Source organism: Streptomyces sp. NPDC029956 (genome assembly GCF_055574655.1).
On record NZ_JBVHZJ010000056.1, the window covers coordinates 1 to 15,476 of the forward strand.

Here is a 15,476-nt window from a genome sequence, read left to right on the forward strand (position 1 = left end):
TCAAAGCCTGGCGAGGCATCGCCACTCGCTACGACAAGACCCCTGCGAGCTACCTCGCCGGCCTCCACCTTCGCGGCGCGATTATCTGGATCAAGAACCTGGCCAGGACCACTCCTTGATCACAACCCGATACTCGCCCTAGTCGTACTTACTGGCCGACGCTCATGGCCCAGCGCACAGAGCTCGGTGCCTGCACGCTGACGGACGCAGACGCCCGTTCGTGCTTGAGGTCGATCTGGTTGTACGTGGTGCTGACCGTGCTGTCCACGCACTGGAGCGGGAAGGACAGTCCGGAGGGGGCGTAGGTAACGGTCACCGTTCCCTTGCCCTGGCACGAAACCATGATGCTCAGCGGTGCTTCGCGCACGCCGCCCTTGAGAGGCACTTCCATGTTGCCCTGAATATTTGCCACAGCGGCGAGAGACTTACCGTCGATAAGTTTTGGCGCCGTTGCGACAGAGCCGGAATGTTCTTCCTTCGTAGCTGTCGCGCTTGGTCGGGGCGAAGAGGGGGTGGCGGAAGCCGGGTCTTTCTCCTTTCCTTCGCCTTCATCAGTCGTGCAGCCGACAGAGAGGAGCGCGACGGATGCACTCACTCCCAGAAGCAGGAATCTAATTCCCTGAGGCCTTCCGAAGTTTTTGGTCATCGCTCCCACAGGTACCATCCGACATACCAGGGGGTGAAAGTCGTTCCGGTCTTCTTCGGCGACGTCGTGCAATTGCTGTAGATCGTGTAGGCAGTGCCAGTGTTCTTCATCCGCCAGACCCCGAACTTCGCGTACGTGGTCTTCTTTGGTGGCGTGTCGACCTGGATCTCATTGCCGACCTTGGCAGTCACCTTGGCGGAGAGGTCGACGCCGTATTTCGCTTCGACTTCCAAGACAACGACGCTTGCGGACACCTTGACCTCCGGGGAGAGCGTCACTCCCACCTCGCCGCCTACCTCAGACTTGAACCAGGAACGGGCCGTGCGACTCGTGGCGTTGTAGTTGGCCTGAGCGACGCCGATGCCGGCATGGGCCTTGCCGAGATTCGCGTTCGGCTTGTACACATTCTTGGTGGGGCCGCAGTACTCGGCGCTCGGGCCGTCTGCCGGCGGCTTCCCCGATGTGGGCGGCAGCTCCTCCGTCTCGGAGGGAGCTGGCTCAAAGCCCTCCCCCTCCTCCGGCGGAGGGCCGGGCTGCAGAATGCCTTCCTCCACGGGAGTCGTCTCCATCGGTTCGGCGAAAGCAGCCGAGTTCGTCGAGCCGAAAATGGCTACGGCGGCTATCGGAACTACGAGGCTCCTACGGATCATTGTGCGCAAGAATCCCCCTTCAGCTGGATCGCTTGGTCAGAGCGATCGGTTGATAAGAACTTACCTCGCCGTCTCGGGTTCGTGACGGCAAGTAAGAATTTATGAGGGAGATTTGAGCTTCCAGGGTAAATGATCTACGTCCAGGCCAGTGCGCTTGGTGCAAGCAGTCTCATCCATACGCGAATCGGCCATGAAAATCTGTCAGGTTTTCATCGAGCGGCATTGGGTGATCGCCCTCGCTCGCTGAGCGGATCCGTACTCCACTCGGCGAACAAAGGGGTCATTACGGGGCGGACCGGTCTTTATCGAAGGGGAGATCCAGCATGCGGGTCACGTTGCCGCGCAGAAGCCTGTAGGCGACTTCGCCCGGTAGGCCGGCCACGCGCTCCGCCGCCACCTGCTTCGTGTGTGGTCACGTCGAGTCGACGTGAGGGTAGTCGGTCTCGAAGATGGCGTTGTCCACGCCGATCGTCTCGATCGCCCTCGATGCCGTGCTTGTCGCGGAAGAAGCAGCAGAAGATCTGCCGGGAGTAGGGCGTGGACGGCGGCTTCGGGATCAGGTCTCCCCCCAAACCCGGTGCTCCTCCCGCACGTTACCGGCCACGGGACAGGACGGTAGAGGCGCGGCCCGTTTGTGGACCAGCGGGACACACCACCCCGCCTCTACACTCTTGACCTGCCAATACGCCAGAGACGCACGCGCCCTCCGGAGCCGTGTGCGCAGGTGCCGTGCCGCGTTCCACAGCACCTCGCCGACAGGTTCGGTGATGACTTGGACGTTCCCGCCGTGTCTGCGGTGCTTGGCCGAGTAGTCGGCCCGGCTGTTGCCGACGCGGTCGCACTCGGTGAGTGTCCCGTCCAGGAGGACGAACTCCGGATCGTGGTCGCGCAGCGTCTTGAGCAGGCCCGGCGCGCGTTCGGCGAGCAGACCGGTCACGGCGATGACGTACGCGTGGGCGGTGCCGACGGATATCCCGAAGCCGGCCGCGATCCGGGGAAGGGTGTCGTGGCAGCGCAGGTACACCAGAGCGACGAGCGCGCGCTGGTGCGGCGGGAGTTTGCACCTGCGGTGTCGCTCATGGGTGATGGTGAGCATGGTGACCCACTCGACCAGGGGATGCGGGAGGTCGAGTGCGGCAGGATGCCGATCCAACAGGGCTCCTGCGCCTTGGGTTGAGACTTCCATTATCTCCCCCGACGGCACGGGATCCTTGTCCGCTGCGGCCCTCACCCCAACCTCACCAGCTTTCACCCAATCAGCGACCACGCTGAAACACTCAATGACTTGACAGACAATCACTGCTCAGCGGAAGGCAGCGAGTGACCACATCTACGATCGGCCGGTTCACTTACTGATCAGGCAGAGGCAGACTTTCGTGGGATCTGGTATACGAGCGACCGTAGTTGGTGCGGCCGCAGCTGCAATGGTCGGCCTCAGCGCGCCGGCATACGCAGGCGGAGCGACCTCGTGTCCAAGTGATGGCCACCTCCCGGTGAGCGCTCGCTGCACTTCGATGTCCAATGGCGTTCTGTCTGCCTACAGCAACGGCACTGGCAGCCTCATCATGGTCAACTACTACCGCAAGTCAGGCGGCAGCCTGACTGCCAGGCTCGGTTACGAGCGCAACGGCACCAACAACTGGTGGGCCTACCAGAACATGTCCACGGTGCCTCTCCACTACAGCCAGCAGAAGGGTCTCACTGCCGGCTGCAGCGTGATCTTCGGCATTGAAGGCGAGCTGTGTGTCCGGACCGTGTACGAGTTCCTCGCCGACGGGCGGCCCGTGCAGTTGTCGACGAGTTGGGAGCCGTACGACCTCACCGGCGGAACCCTCGTCGTCCTTCCCGAGGGCGGGCCCCACGCCGGGGCCGGCGTCGTGAACCGGATGGCCGAGATCGGCGTCACGGTCAGCCACGCCGTCGAGCAGCCGGAGCCTCGGCGGGCGACCGCCGAGGAAGCGTCACTTCTCGGGATTCAGAAGGCCGCACTCGTCACGCACATCCGGCGGACCTACTACAGCGACCAGGGCAGGCCAGTGGAGACGGCTGACATCGTCGTACCCGCCGCGCTTTGCGAGATCGTCTACGAGATCCCCATCCAGCGGTAGTTCGTCTCAGGTCCGTAGGTGTGGCCAGCCGTCCCGGTTGGAGTAGCTCTCGAAGCAGTACCGAGTCGGGCGGTGCCACTCCTCGCCTGTGGCCAGCTCATACGCCTTGTCCGGCACGTACAGCAGCCATTCGCCGTCGTACTCGGTGGAGGTGTACGGGGTGAACTTGTCGACGTCGAAAAAGACGCTTTCCCAGACTGCTCGGCCGGCGGCGACCACGGCGCAACGGGTGTACAGGAAGACGTCAGCCGACTGCGGGAAAGGGCTGCCGTCCCCAGTCGTCAGGTCAACCACGGGAAGGGAGCCGAACTTCTCTTGGTCCAGGCGGTAGAGAGCCTCGGCATGGCGTTCCGCGAAGCCGATGATGTCGGGGACGGAGCGGCGGCTCAGCAGCTCGGCAAGGCGCTGGCAGCTCTCTTCGGTCGCCTCGCCGTCCAGGGTGGCTATCAGTGCCCAGAAGTCGGCCCATGTCATTCTCACGGGCGCAGGATGTCAGGGCGGTCTGACATCCACGCCGTCAGGTCACCAAGGACCTCATGGAGTCGGCCCGCACGGTAGCGGTGGACGCCCCGGGAGCCGCCTCTCTGTTTCGGCCCGGGTATCGTCCGTCCCGGTCGATAGTCGTTAACGGGGGTGGGCGGCATGCACAACGAGCGGCACGACGAGCGGCTGTCCGATGAGGAGCTGGAGCTGTTCGTCCAGTACCTGCACCGGTTCGCCAACCACGACGTGGACATCTTCCTGGCGCTGGAAGCCGGAGACACCGACAACCCCGTCTACGTGATGTTCGGCAGGGACTATCCCCCGGTCGGCGACGCCTCGGACTATCGGCGGCCGTTCGCTGACCGTCGACAGCCGACATCCACGGCTGACATCAACGACGGTGGATCGCAGCAGTCCCCTACGGCCCCTCACGGCGGCCGCGATCAGCAGTCCGACCCCGGCAGCACCCGCCCCGACCGAACTCCTAAAGCGGGTGTCGCAGGTTCGAATCCTGCCGGGGGCACAAGCGAGAAGACCATCCGGTGACGTCACCGGGTGGTCTTCGTCGTGTCAGCCGCACGTATCCCGTAGCCGACCGAAGGCAGGCTTCCGTGAGTGTGTTGCCGTTTGTCGATGAGCATGTCGTCGTCGTGGACGCCGGGGTCGAGGAGTTCTGGCGGCGGTTGCTCGTGAAGGTCGGGCGGTCGCTCTCCACCGGGAGTGGGGCGCGGTACGCGCGGGTCGTGGGGGCCGTTCCCCGGGAGAACGGTGGGGGCCGGCCGCTCGGCGTCGGGTCGGAGTTTCCCGGGTTCCGGGTCGCCCGGCTCGTGCCGGGGCGGGAGCTGGCGCTCGAAGGGCGGCACCGGTTCTCCACGTACAGCCTTGTCTTCCGGGTCGAGGAGCTGACGGACGGGCGCTGCCGGCTGCGCGCCGAGACCCGTGCCGTCTTTCCCGGGGCGGCGGGGCGGGTCTACCGGGCGCTCGTCATCGGGAGCGGCGGGCACGCCCTCGCCATGCGACGGTTGCTGGCCGGTTACCGCCAGCCCTGACCCCGCCGCCCGCCCCGCCGGAGGCGGAGGCGGAGGCCGAGGCCGAGGCTCAGCGGAGTTCTTCCGGGCACGGTGTGCCCCGGGAGAGCTTGTACGGGGCCGCCAGGCGGTAGACGCCGGCCTTCGGGGCGATCAGTTGCGTCCACTCGTCGCCCTCCGCGTCCGCCTCCGTCTTGAAGAGGCAGCCCTCCTCGTTGGCGAAGACCTTCGTGATCTCGGTGTCCGACTCCTCGCGGGCCAGCTTCGACGCCTCCGTCTCCTGCGGGGATTCGATCTTGCCGCCGTTCTCGTCCATCAGGGCCAGCCACGGCGAGTACGGGACGCGGATGAGGACCCGGCCGGGGGTTTCGACGCGGATCACGACCTCGTTCTCCTCCGCGCTCTGCACCACCGCCGGCGGGTTCGCGAGGGGCGTCGGGTTCGCGACCTCGTACAGGCGCCAGTTCTCGTCCGACCACACCTGCTTCAGGTACGGCAGGCCCTCGCCGACCAGCTCCGCCTCCTGCTCCGCGCCCGAGTCGGGCGCGCCCGTGGGCAGCACCACGTAGTGGACGGCCCAGCGGTGGAGCCATTCCTCGTAGTTCACGGAGTTCAGCGTGTCGTCGTAGAAGAGCGGGTTGCGCTCCATGTCCGCCTGGCGGTTCCAGCCCCGCGCCAGGTTGATGTACGGGCTGAGTGCCGAGGACTCGCGGTGGCTCGACGCCGGGACGACCTCGACCCGCGCCTTGCGCGCGTCCCGCACCTGGAGCTGGTTGATCAGCGGCGCGAGTTCGCGCGCCCAGGAGGCGTCCGGGGCCGTGCGGATCACGTCGTCGACGCCCTTGAAGCCGATCCAGAAGTTCAGGCCGACGAAGGCCAGCACCAGTGCGTACCAGCGGCGTGAGCGCGGCGCCGTGTAGGGCAGGGCCGCAAGCAGCACGACGCCCGCGAAGAGCATCGGGAGCCGCGAGATGTTCGAGCCGATCTGCGAGTCGATCAGCCAGGTGAGCAGCGTGCCGATCGTGTACACCACCGCGGCGGTGCGGACCGTACGCCAGTCCTTCGGGACGAGGAGGAAGGTCAGCGCTCCGAACAGCAGCGGCAGCGCCGTCGAACCGAAGGCCATCGGCTGCGTGCCGGAGAAGGGGAACAGCCACGAGGACAGGGCCACGACCACCACCGGGGCGAGCCCCAGCGCGTACGCGCCCGGCCGGCGGCGGTTCAGGAACAGCGCCGCCGCCGCGACCCCCAGGAACAGGCCCGCCACCGGGCTGCACGCCGTGGCCAGACCGGCGAGCGGCGCCGCGACCGCGGCCTTCGCCCAGCGCTTGCGGCGCCAGCGGTGCGGCCAGCAGAACACCGCCGCGACCGCGCCGACCGCGAACATCATGCCGAGGCCGAAGGTCACCCGCCCGGACAAGGCGTTGCAGAGGAAGGCGAAGACGCCCGCGATCGAGCACGCGAGTGGATTGCGGACCGCCCGCACCCGCACCAGGATCAGCGCGGTCAGCCCCGCCGACAGCGTCCCCGCGACCATCATCGTGCTGCGCACGCCGAGCAGCGACATCAGGTACGGCGACACGACGCTGTACGACACCGGGTGCATCCCGCCGTACCAGGCCAGGTTGTACGCCGAGTCGGGGTGGCGGCCGACGAACTCGGCCCACGCGTCCTGCGCCGCCAGGTCGCCGCCGCTGTTCGCGAAGAAGAAGAACCACAGGATGTGGGTGACGGCCGCGAGGCCGGTGGCCGCCATGACCGTATAGCGGCGCTTCCGCCGCGGGGCCGGGGCCGGGGCGGTGGGCGCCGGGACCGGCCGCTGAGCCGGAAGCACTATTCGCGGGAGCGAATCACGGGACGCGTCATCGTCGGCGGCGTCATCGTCGGCGGCGTCGGTGACGGTCGTGGTCGCGGCTTCGGTGACGGTCGTGGTGGCGGCCGTGGTCGTGGTGGCGGCCGTGGTCGTGGTTTCGCCGTGGGCATCGGCGCGGCCGTCTGCGCGGCCGTCGGCATGGTCGGAATCAGGGGCTGAGTCCGCGCGGTCGGCGCGTGTCGGCTCGGCGGTGGTCACTGCGGCCCTTTCCCGTGCTGCCCGTCTCGCTTCTCTCGCGTGTGTCACGCGTCGTACTCGTCCCCGGGAAAACGCTAACAGCTGGGCTCCCCGGAGAACCCGGGGAGCCCAGCCGAGCGGGTGGCCGGCCGGCCCGAGCGGACGACCGCCCGGCCCGATCGGCTCAGCCCACGCGCGTCAGCCCACGCGCGTCAGCTTCTTGTCGAAGCCGGGCTCCGCCAGGTCCGTCTGCAGCGCGACCGGGGAGCTGACCTTGCCGGCGCCCGTACCGATCGACACCTGGCCGACGACGTCGCCCGCCTTGCCGCTGTGCGGGACGGCCTTGCCTCCGTCCGTGAGCGCCAGCTTCACCCGGAGGCCCGGCCAGCCGATCGCCTTGAGCTCCTTCGTCGCCACGACCGGCGTCCGGCCGCCCAGGCCGTCGTCGACGTAGCCGAGGACCTGCCCCTTGCGGACCACGGCCGCCGAGGTGACGTCCTTCTGGGCCTGCTGGATGATCTTGTAGCTGTTGTCGATGGCGAGCTGGAGCTTCTGGCCGAGCTGCTCCGCGTCCTTCGCACCCATCACGATGCCGAGGATGCGCCGGTTCTCGCCGTCGACGACGGTGTTCGCCGACCAGAGCAGATTGCCGCCCGCCGGGGTCGACGAGCCGGTCTTGATACCGCTCACACCCGGCTTGAGCAGGATGTTGTTGTTGTTCTCGATCCGACCGGGGATGCCTTCCACCGTCACGTTCGGCATGTTCACGATCTCGCGGAACACGTCGTACTGCATGACCGCCTTCGCCAGCTTCAGCTGGTCCTGCGGGGTCGACACGGTGCTGTCGAGCAGACCCGACGGGTCGGTGTACGTGGACTGGGTCATGCCCAGGTCCTTCGCGGCGGCGTTCATCTTCTCGACGAACGCGGCCTCCGAACCGGCGTCCCAGCGCGCGAGCAGCCGGGCCACGTTGTTCGCGGAGGGGATCATGAGGAGCTCCAGGAGCTCCTTCTCCGAGTACGTCTGGCCCTGCTGGACCGCCGCCGTCGACTCGTGCTCGGCCTTGCCCTGCTCGGCGGCCTTCTGGTCGATCTCGATCTCGGGGCCCTTCTGGCTCCCCTTGAGCGGGTGGTCGCGGAGGATCACGTACGCCGTCATCGTCTTCGTGACGCTCGCGATCGGGGCCGGCTTCTGCGCCCCGTACGTCCCCATGGATCCGACGCCCTCGACCTCGACGGCACCCTGTCCCTCGGTGGGGAACGGCAGCTTCAGCTCGCCGCCCTGGAAGGTGAAGGTCGGCGCGGCCGACAGCGTCAGCACGGGCGGGGGCAGCGGGCGGACCATCTGCACGATCGCAAAGACGATCAGGACGAGCAGAATCAGCGGGGTCCAGATCCGCACCCGGCGCACCGTCGTCCGCAGTGGAGTCGGCGGCGGAGGCGGCGTGTTCGTCAGCTCGGCGAGCAGGTCGAGCGGGGGCAGCGGCGGGAGCGGCTGCTGCCGCGTCCGCTCCGCCTCGGCGAGCGCGGGAGCGGGCGCAGCAGCGGGCGCGGGTGTCGACGCGGACGGCGCCTTCGGCTGTACGGGGGCGGAGGCGGCGGGCTTGGCAGCCTCGGGCGCCTTGGGTGCCGCCGGGGCCGCCTGGGCCTTCTGCTCGGCGGGGATGTCCGCCCGCAGCGGCAGGAAGGTGCTGGTGCGCTCGCTGTCCGCGTCCGCGGTGCCGGCGCCCTTGCCGGTCAGGGAGGACGGGAGCTTCAGCGCGGTCGTGGGCTGGTCCACGGGCAGCCGGACGGCCTTGAACATGGTCGTCGGCTGGTCGACCGGCTCGTCCTCGACGTCGTCGTGACCGCCGTCGTCGTCCGCGTCCGCAACGTCGGCGGGAGCGGGAGCCTCGGTCGGCTCCTCGGCCGCGGGCTTCGCGTCCGCCGCCGGCTTCCGCGCGGCGAACCAGGATTCCGCGGCGGACTCCTCGGAGGGCTCCTCCTCGGAGGGCTGCTCCGTGGCGGCCGTAGCGGCCGTGGAGGACTCCGCGGTCGCCGTCGCCTGGACGGGCTCCTCGACGGGCTCCTCGTCGGAGTCGTCACGCGTCTCGTCGTCCGACGCGTCCTCGGGCTCGCCGCCCTCCTGCCCGCCCTCGGGCTCGTCGTCAGCCTCGGCGGACACGTCCGACTCCGCCTCGCCCTCGGACGCGTCCTCGGCATGACCGGACGCCTCGGAGGCGTCCTCCGCCTCCGGCTCCTCCGCCGTCGCCACCCACGCCGCCACCGCGGCCTTCAGACGGTCGCTCTCCGGCTCCGGAGCCTTCTCCGGCTCCGACTCCGACTGCTCCGACCGCTTCGGCCGCTCCGACCGGTCCGACTCCGGCGCCGCCGCCGGCGCGTCGTCCTCCGAGGTCCGCGGCGTCAGCGTCTTGAAGACGGCCGTCGGCTGGTCCAGCTGGACCGCCGAAGTCGAAGTCGGCGCAACCGCAGCCGCCGACGAGGCGTCCGACTCATGGAGCACGGAAAGCCGAGGATCCCTGCCGCCGCCGCCCGAGGCCGTCGTCTCCTGAGACGACCCCTGCTGCTCCGCCTTGTCGGGGGACTCGCCCGCCACCGTGCCTCCTCCATGCGTCATGGCTACGTACGGACCATGTACCGGTCCGTGTACCAGTGTCCTGTGTGAACCCCTTGGCCCCCGTGCTAGACGAGAACGACATACCTACTGGTTCCCGGATGAACCACCCAGGCACTCTCGACAGATGAATGTGAGAGGGGTCACCCTGTCATTCATCCACGCGGGGAGGCATGGATGGGCAGGAGCCGCAGAACCATTCCGGAAGAGCTTCTGTTGCTCGCTCTGGACCCGACCACGGGTACCACAGCGCAGCCGCAGTCGCTCGACCTCGGTCTGGCCGGAGCACAGCTAGTGGAGCTGGCGCTGGCAGGCCGGATAGCCCCTGACGGGGATCGTATCGCCGTGGTGATGCCACGGCCGACCGGAGATCCGACACTGGACTCCGCACTGGAGCTGCTGCGCAGGCGCGGCAGCCCGGTTCGGGCCGTCCACTGGATCGGCGGACCCCGGCTGGGGCTCCGTCAGACGTATCTCTCGCATCTGGAGCGATGCGGCATGGTGCATGCCGTGGAGACCCAGATGTGCGGGGTGTTGCCGACGACTCGCTACCAGGCGACGGACACGGCGATCAGTCGGGAGATCCGTTCCCGGCTGGACAGTGCGATCCGCACCGGCGTACCGCCGGACCCGCGGACCGCGGCGCTTGCCGCGCTGGCCCACGCGGTCGGTCTCGGGAAGCACCTCTACCCCGGCAACGAAGGACGGTCGTCGCGGTCCCGGCTGCGCGATCTGATCCGGCACGACCCGATGGGCGGACTCGTGGCGCACGCCGTGATGGACGTCCAGAACGGCGCGGCGGCACAGCCGCGTCGGAGCGCCGCGGGTGTCCCGGCGCAGCCTCGCGGCAACATGGCCCGCGCGGCGGCGCTCTAGGCACCACGCACAGCACAGAACCCACCCGGGAGCCGCACAGGTGTGCGGGGCGGTCTGGACGGCCGCCCCGCGCACGCGCGTCCCGGGCGTCTCCGGTGGTCAGCCGTGCATACGTTGTGGTCGTTTTCCAGCGCACACCTGGACTTTGGTGGCAGTCTGCCAAGCGATAGATACCCACAGCTACGCAGCAGACAGCCGGAGGTGCCGTTTCCGTGGCGTCCAACGTCAACCCCACCGTCAGGCGACGCCGATTGGGCCAGGAGCTGCGCAAGCTCCGGGAAGCGAAGAACATGACGGCCGAGCAGGTCGCCGAGCGTCTCCTCGTCTCCCAGTCCAAGATCAGCCGGCTGGAGAACGGCCGCCGCTCCATCAGCCAGCGCGATGTGCGCGACCTGTGCGGCGTGTACGAGGTCGAGGACGAGCGCATGGTCGACTCGCTCATGCAGATGGCCAAGGACTCCCGCCAGCAGGGCTGGTGGCACGCCTTCGGCGACATCCCGTACAGCGTCTACATCGGCCTGGAGACCGACGCGGAGAGCCTGCGGATGTACGAGCCGCAGATCATCCCCGGACTGCTCCAGACGCACGCCTACGCGGAGGCGGTCATCACCGGCGCGCTGCCGGAGTCGACGCCCGCGGACATCGACAAGCGGGTCACGGTCCGCACCCGCCGCCAGGAGCGCATCCGGGACGAGGAGCGTCCGCTGCGCCTGTGGGCGGTCATCGACGAGGGCGCGCTGCACCGGATCGTCGGCAGCAGGCAGCTGATGGTGGAGCAGCTGGAGCATCTCATCGAGCAGTCGCATCTGCCGCACGTCACGGTGCAGGTGATCCCGTTCGAGATGGGCGCGCATCCCGGGATCAGCGGGCAGTACTCGATCCTGGAGTTCCCGGACACGTCCGACTCCAGCGTCGTCTACATCGAGGGCGTGACGAGCGATCTGTACCTGGAGAAGGCGCAGGACGTCGGCAAGTACAGCGTCATGTACGAGCACCTCAGGGCGCAGGCCCTGAACGTGGAGCAGACCCGCGACTTCATCTCGGAGATGGTGAAGAAGCACGCCAGGGGCTGAGCCGAAAAACGCCCCCGCGCAGGGCCGAAAGACAGCGGGGCAGGCACGGTACACCGCGTACTCGCTCCCACGGAAGCTCAGTTGGAATATGCCACTCGGACGTGTGAACGCCGGTCCCGCCGGACGGGACCGGCGAGTAGCGTCGATCACGCCGGCAAGAACGTTGGCGCGACACATCCACTGGCAGAACCGGAGCTGAGCAGCATGGCGATTATTCAGGGTGGCACCGACACCTGGACGAAGTCCTCGTACTCCGGAGGGAACGGGGCCTGCGTCGAAGTGAAGTCCCCCCTCGTGACCGCGATCGCGGTGCGCGACTCCAAGGCCCCCGAGGGTCCCGCCCTCTCTTTCGGACCGGGATCGTGGAACGCCTTCGTCGGCGAGGTGAGCAACGGGGCCCTCTGAGCCCCGTCGCTCGAGCCGTCAGCAGTACGAAAGAGCCCTCTCGACCGGTCCGCCGTCCTGGCCGAGGGGGCTCGGCCTTGCCCCCGGACCGGGCGCCACCCCCTAGCGCAGCTGATCCACGTACAGGTCCGTCCCCGGCACCGTCGGGATGAAGGGCGCCACCAGTTCCACCCGGCCCGCGTCCGCCCCCAGTGACTCCAGGTCCGCGAAGTGGTCCGTCCAGCACTCTCTCGGGTCGCTTTCCAGGAACCACAGCAGGGTCAGCCGGGTGTCGACGCCCTCGACCTGTTTCACGTACGTCATGCGGTCGCCGGGGAGCGGGGTCGGGCGGAAGAGCGTGACCATCGCCGCGGGTGAGCCGGCGAGCCGGCGGGGCAGTTCGCGCGAGCGCAGCCGTTCCAGGAGTTCCGCCCGCCGCTCGGGCCCCTCGGTGTCGATCACCTGGAGGATCAGCCCGGCGTAGGGGTGGTCGAGGGCGTGGAAGTCGCGGGGGCCGGCCGCTCCGTCGCGGTAGACGGTCGCCTCGTGGTCCTGGAACGCGGTGAAGACGTGGGTCCGTTCCTGGTGGACGCGGGCGTCGCGGTTGAGGCGCTTGTTGATGCCGACGGTCCACTTCATGTGGTCGTCGTAGCGGCCCTCGGTGATCCAGTACGTGGAGAGGTAGCAGCCCGCGGTGACGGGCCGGGCGACGGCGGACTTCTCCGGGGTGCGCAGGTCCTGGAGTTCACGGGTGGCGACCCAGCGGCGGCCCGCGTACATCCAGGGCATGGCCATGGCGCCGGCGTAGTAGTGGTCGTCCTCGTACCAGCGGTTGTACGCGTACTCGTGGCCCGGGTGCGGCTCGACCATGGTGATCAGCGCGTGGCCGGGCCGCACCCCGTACGGGCCGACGGACGCCAGCTCCGCGTACGTCTCGCTGCGGGTCTCCTCGCTCATCCTCGTTCCCCTTCCCTTGTCGGCGACTCGGCCCTACTCTGACGGACCGTCAGATCGATGAACAGGCCCAGGGAGGACCCGGATGCTGCTCCAGGGGAAGACGGTCGTCGTGTCGGGTGTCGGCGCCGGACTCGGTCACCGCATCGCCGAGACGGTCGTACGGGACGGGGGCAACGCGGTCCTCGGCGCCCGCACCGAGGCCAACCTCGCCAAGTCCGCCGCCGAGATCGACCCGGAGGGGCGCCGTACCGCCCACCGGGCCACCGACATCACCGACGAGGCGCAGTGCGACGCGCTCGCCGCCCTGGCGACCGAGCGGTTCGGCGGGATCGACGCGGTGGTCCACGTCGCCGCCTGGGACTCCTACTTCGGCGGCCTGGAGGACGCCGACTTCGCGACCTGGCAGGGGGTCCTCGACGTCAACCTGCTCGGCACGCTGCGGATGACCCGGGCCTGCCTGCCGGCGCTCAAGGCGCGCGGGGGTTCGGTGGTCCTGATCGGCACGCAGTCGGCGGTCGCCGCGCCCACACAGGTGCGGCAGGCGGCGTACGCGGCCTCGAAGGGGGCGCTGACCTCGGCGATGTACTCGCTCGCGCACGAGCTCGGGCCGCACCGCATCCGGGTCAACACCGTGCTGCCCGGCTGGATGTGGGGGCCGCCGGTGCAGGCCTTCGTCCGGTTCACCGCGCACACCGAGAAGGTCCCGGAGGCGGAGGTGCTCGCCCGGCTCACCGAGCGGACGGCCCTCCCGGAGCTCGCGACGGACGGGGACGTGGCGGAGGCCGCGGCCTTCCTCGCCTCGGACCGGGCGCGCGCGATCACGGGTCAGTCGCTCCTGGTCAACGCCGGGGAGCTGATGCGCTGATACCCGCAGGAACCTTCTGATTCTCCGCCGATTCCACGCGGGAGAAGTTCATGGACATGAACAAGAGTCAGTAAACAGAACGATTTTACTGTCCCTTGACCCTCCATTGCATTGTCCCTGCCTTGTAACTCGCCACACCATGAACGGCGTTCACAAGGCGGACCAGAACCCCTGGAGGGGGCTCCATGAACAGTCTCGACTGGGCCGTGCTCATCGGCTACTTCGGCGTGATGGTCGCGATCGGTGTCTGGTCCCACAAGCGGGTGGACACCGTCTCCGACTTCTTCACGGCCGGCGGCCGGATGCCCTGGTGGCTCTCCGGCATCTCCCACCACATGTCGGGCTACAGCGCGGTGATGTTCACCGGGTACGCGGGCATCGCCTTCACCTACGGCGTCACGTCCTACGTCACCTGGTCCTTCCCCATCGCGATCGGCATCGCCATCGGCGCGAACCTCTTCGCGCCCCGGCTCAACCGGCTGCGCTCCCGCCTCAAGGTGGCCTCCCCGCTCGAATACCTCAAGGACCGCTACAACCTCCCCACCCAGCAGGCACTCGCCTGGTCCGGCGTCCTGCTGAAGATCGTCGACGTCGGCGCCAAGTGGGCCGCCATCGCCACCCTGCTCTCCGTCTTCACCGGCATCTCCCTCAACCAGGGCATCCTCATCACCGGTGTGGTCACCGGCATCTACTGCACCGTCGGCGGGCTCTGGGCCGACGCCCTCACCGAACTCGGCCAGTTCGTCATCCAGCTCCTCGCCGGCGTCGCCATGCTCGTCGCCGTCCTCGGGAAGCTCGGCGGCTTCAGCGCCCTGTGGACCGTGTGGGACCGCCCCGAGCTCCAGGGCCACACCGCACCGACGGCCGGCCCGTACACGCTGACCTTCCTCCTCGCGTACCTCTTCATCAAGACCTTCGAGTACAGCGGCGGCATGTGGAACCAGGCCCAGCGCTACATGGCCACCCCCGACGCCCGCGCGGCCACCCGCTCCGGCCGGCTCTCCGCGGCGCTCTGGTTCGTCTGGCCGCTGGTCCTCTTCTTCCCCATGTGGGTCGCGCCGCTGCTCGTCGACCCGAAGAAGCCCGACGCCTCCGACTCGTACGCCCTGATGACCGAGCAGCTGCTGCCGCACGGCCTCCTCGGCCTGGTCGTCGTCGGCTTCTTCTCGCACACCATGGCCATGTGCTCCTCCGACGCCAACGCCATCGCCGCCGTCTTCACCCGTGACATCGCCCCCGCCGTCAGCAAGGCCGCCCGGGGCTGGAGCCAGAAGGCCGGGCTGCTCGCCGCGCGCTGGTCGACGATCGCCTTCCTCGCGCTGTCGATGGCCATCGCCACCCAGGTCAACTCCCCCACCTTCAAGGACATCATCACCGTCGTCATCAAGTGGGTCGCCGGGCTCATGGGGCCGATCGCCATCCCCTTCATGCTCGGCCTGCTCCGCACCTTCCGGAAGTCCGGCCCGACCGCGGCGCTCGTCTCCTGGGCCGCCGGACTCTTCGTCTTCTGGCTCACCAACTACGGCCTCGACGGCATCGAGCTGCAGATCCAGATCGTCTCGCCGCTCGCCACGTCCCTCGTCCTGTACGTCCTCATCGGCTTCGTCCGGCCCGAGGACACCCCGGAGCGGGACGCGCTCCTGGCCCGGATCGGCAGCGACCCGGACGACGAGGGCGACGCCGCGATCCCCGCGCAGGGCGGCGAGCGCGCCGGTCAGCCCCTCGGGTAGCGCCGGTCGGCGC

14 protein-coding genes and 3 pseudogenes are annotated in these 15,476 nt (G+C 68.6%); 9 read left to right on the top strand and 8 right to left on the bottom strand.

Annotated elements, in window-relative coordinates; genetic code table 11:
• Window positions 1-119: pseudogene (locus tag ACZ4XX_RS32195) on the top strand (IS5/IS1182 family transposase); the annotation flags it as partial.
• A 29-nt stretch (window positions 120-148) separates the two neighbouring features.
• Here the strand turns inward: ACZ4XX_RS32195 and ACZ4XX_RS32200 are convergent.
• The 4 genes and pseudogenes from ACZ4XX_RS32200 to ACZ4XX_RS32215 all read right to left on the bottom strand — a co-directional run.
• The gene (locus ACZ4XX_RS32200) at window positions 149-646 is read right to left on the bottom strand and encodes a hypothetical protein (RefSeq protein WP_468511396.1); all 498 of its coding nucleotides are present in this window, start codon (window positions 644-646) and stop codon (window positions 149-151) included.
• On the bottom strand, window positions 643-1,305 hold the full coding sequence (locus ACZ4XX_RS32205) for a hypothetical protein (RefSeq protein ID WP_468511397.1): 663 nt from the start codon (window positions 1,303-1,305) through the stop codon (window positions 643-645). Before ACZ4XX_RS32205 ends, ACZ4XX_RS32200 begins: the two co-directional genes overlap by 4 nt.
• Window positions 1,306-1,579: 274 nt before the next feature.
• A pseudogene (locus tag ACZ4XX_RS32210) lies at window positions 1,580-1,897 on the bottom strand (amidohydrolase family protein); the annotation flags it as partial.
• A 138-nt stretch (window positions 1,898-2,035) separates the two neighbouring features.
• Window positions 2,036-2,482 (bottom strand): annotated as a pseudogene (locus ACZ4XX_RS32215) (helix-turn-helix domain-containing protein); the annotation flags it as partial.
• Window positions 2,483-2,810: 328 nt separating this feature from the next.
• Between ACZ4XX_RS32215 and ACZ4XX_RS32220 the strand changes: the two are divergent.
• Window positions 2,811-3,404, top strand: coding sequence for a UTRA domain-containing protein (locus ACZ4XX_RS32220; protein WP_468511398.1), 594 nt, complete (start codon window positions 2,811-2,813; stop codon window positions 3,402-3,404).
• A 6-nt stretch (window positions 3,405-3,410) separates the two neighbouring features.
• Here the strand turns inward: ACZ4XX_RS32220 and ACZ4XX_RS32225 are convergent, their stop codons facing one another.
• Window positions 3,411-3,878: a DUF4240 domain-containing protein gene (locus ACZ4XX_RS32225; protein ID WP_468511435.1), complete on the bottom strand. Its 468-nt coding sequence runs from the start codon at window positions 3,876-3,878 to the stop codon at window positions 3,411-3,413.
• A 168-nt stretch (window positions 3,879-4,046) separates the two neighbouring features.
• Between ACZ4XX_RS32225 and ACZ4XX_RS32230 the strand changes: the two genes are divergently transcribed.
• Together ACZ4XX_RS32230 and ACZ4XX_RS32235 are read left to right on the top strand one after the other, a co-directional pair.
• A complete protein-coding gene (locus ACZ4XX_RS32230; RefSeq protein WP_468511399.1) occupies window positions 4,047-4,433 on the top strand; it encodes a hypothetical protein in 387 nt (128 codons plus the stop codon).
• Between the two features lie 71 nt (window positions 4,434-4,504).
• Window positions 4,505-4,936, top strand: a complete 432-nt coding sequence (locus ACZ4XX_RS32235) for a hypothetical protein (protein ID WP_468511436.1) — start codon at window positions 4,505-4,507, stop codon at window positions 4,934-4,936.
• A gap of 49 nt (window positions 4,937-4,985) precedes the next feature.
• Here the strand turns inward: ACZ4XX_RS32235 and ACZ4XX_RS32240 are convergent, their stop codons facing one another.
• Both ACZ4XX_RS32240 and ACZ4XX_RS32245 read right to left on the bottom strand, forming a co-directional pair.
• Complete coding sequence (locus ACZ4XX_RS32240) at window positions 4,986-6,671, bottom strand: MFS transporter (protein WP_468511437.1); 1,686 nt, start codon at window positions 6,669-6,671, stop codon at window positions 4,986-4,988.
• A gap of 492 nt (window positions 6,672-7,163) precedes the next feature.
• On the bottom strand, window positions 7,164-9,581 hold the full coding sequence (locus tag ACZ4XX_RS32245) for a D-alanyl-D-alanine carboxypeptidase family protein (RefSeq protein ID WP_468511400.1): 2,418 nt from the start codon (window positions 9,579-9,581) through the stop codon (window positions 7,164-7,166).
• A gap of 174 nt (window positions 9,582-9,755) precedes the next feature.
• On the opposite strand from ACZ4XX_RS32245, the gene ACZ4XX_RS32250 reads away from it, so the two are divergent.
• The 3 genes from ACZ4XX_RS32250 to ACZ4XX_RS32260 all read left to right on the top strand — a co-directional run bounded on the left by ACZ4XX_RS32250 (window position 9,756) and on the right by ACZ4XX_RS32260 (window position 11,932).
• A complete protein-coding gene (locus ACZ4XX_RS32250) occupies window positions 9,756-10,454 on the top strand; it encodes a GOLPH3/VPS74 family protein (protein ID WP_468511401.1) in 699 nt (232 codons plus the stop codon).
• A gap of 212 nt (window positions 10,455-10,666) precedes the next feature.
• Complete coding sequence (locus ACZ4XX_RS32255) at window positions 10,667-11,527, top strand: helix-turn-helix domain-containing protein (RefSeq protein WP_229315753.1); 861 nt, start codon at window positions 10,667-10,669, stop codon at window positions 11,525-11,527.
• Window positions 11,528-11,731: 204 nt separating this feature from the next.
• Entirely contained in the window at window positions 11,732-11,932 is a 201-nt protein-coding gene (locus ACZ4XX_RS32260) for a DUF397 domain-containing protein (RefSeq protein WP_073916245.1), read from the top strand.
• 102 nt (window positions 11,933-12,034) lie between these two features.
• On the opposite strand, the gene ACZ4XX_RS32265 is transcribed toward ACZ4XX_RS32260, so the two are convergent.
• Window positions 12,035-12,868, bottom strand: a complete 834-nt coding sequence (locus tag ACZ4XX_RS32265) for a hypothetical protein (RefSeq protein WP_468511402.1) — start codon at window positions 12,866-12,868, stop codon at window positions 12,035-12,037.
• Between the two features lie 82 nt (window positions 12,869-12,950).
• Here ACZ4XX_RS32265 and ACZ4XX_RS32270 point away from each other — a divergent pair, with 82 nt between their 5' ends.
• Window positions 12,951-13,733, top strand: coding sequence for an SDR family oxidoreductase (locus tag ACZ4XX_RS32270; protein ID WP_468511403.1), 783 nt, complete (start codon window positions 12,951-12,953; stop codon window positions 13,731-13,733).
• A 185-nt stretch (window positions 13,734-13,918) separates the two neighbouring features.
• Complete coding sequence (locus ACZ4XX_RS32275; protein WP_468511404.1) at window positions 13,919-15,463, top strand: sodium:solute symporter family protein; 1,545 nt, start codon at window positions 13,919-13,921, stop codon at window positions 15,461-15,463.
• The last annotated feature ends 13 nt before the right edge of the window (window positions 15,464-15,476 follow it).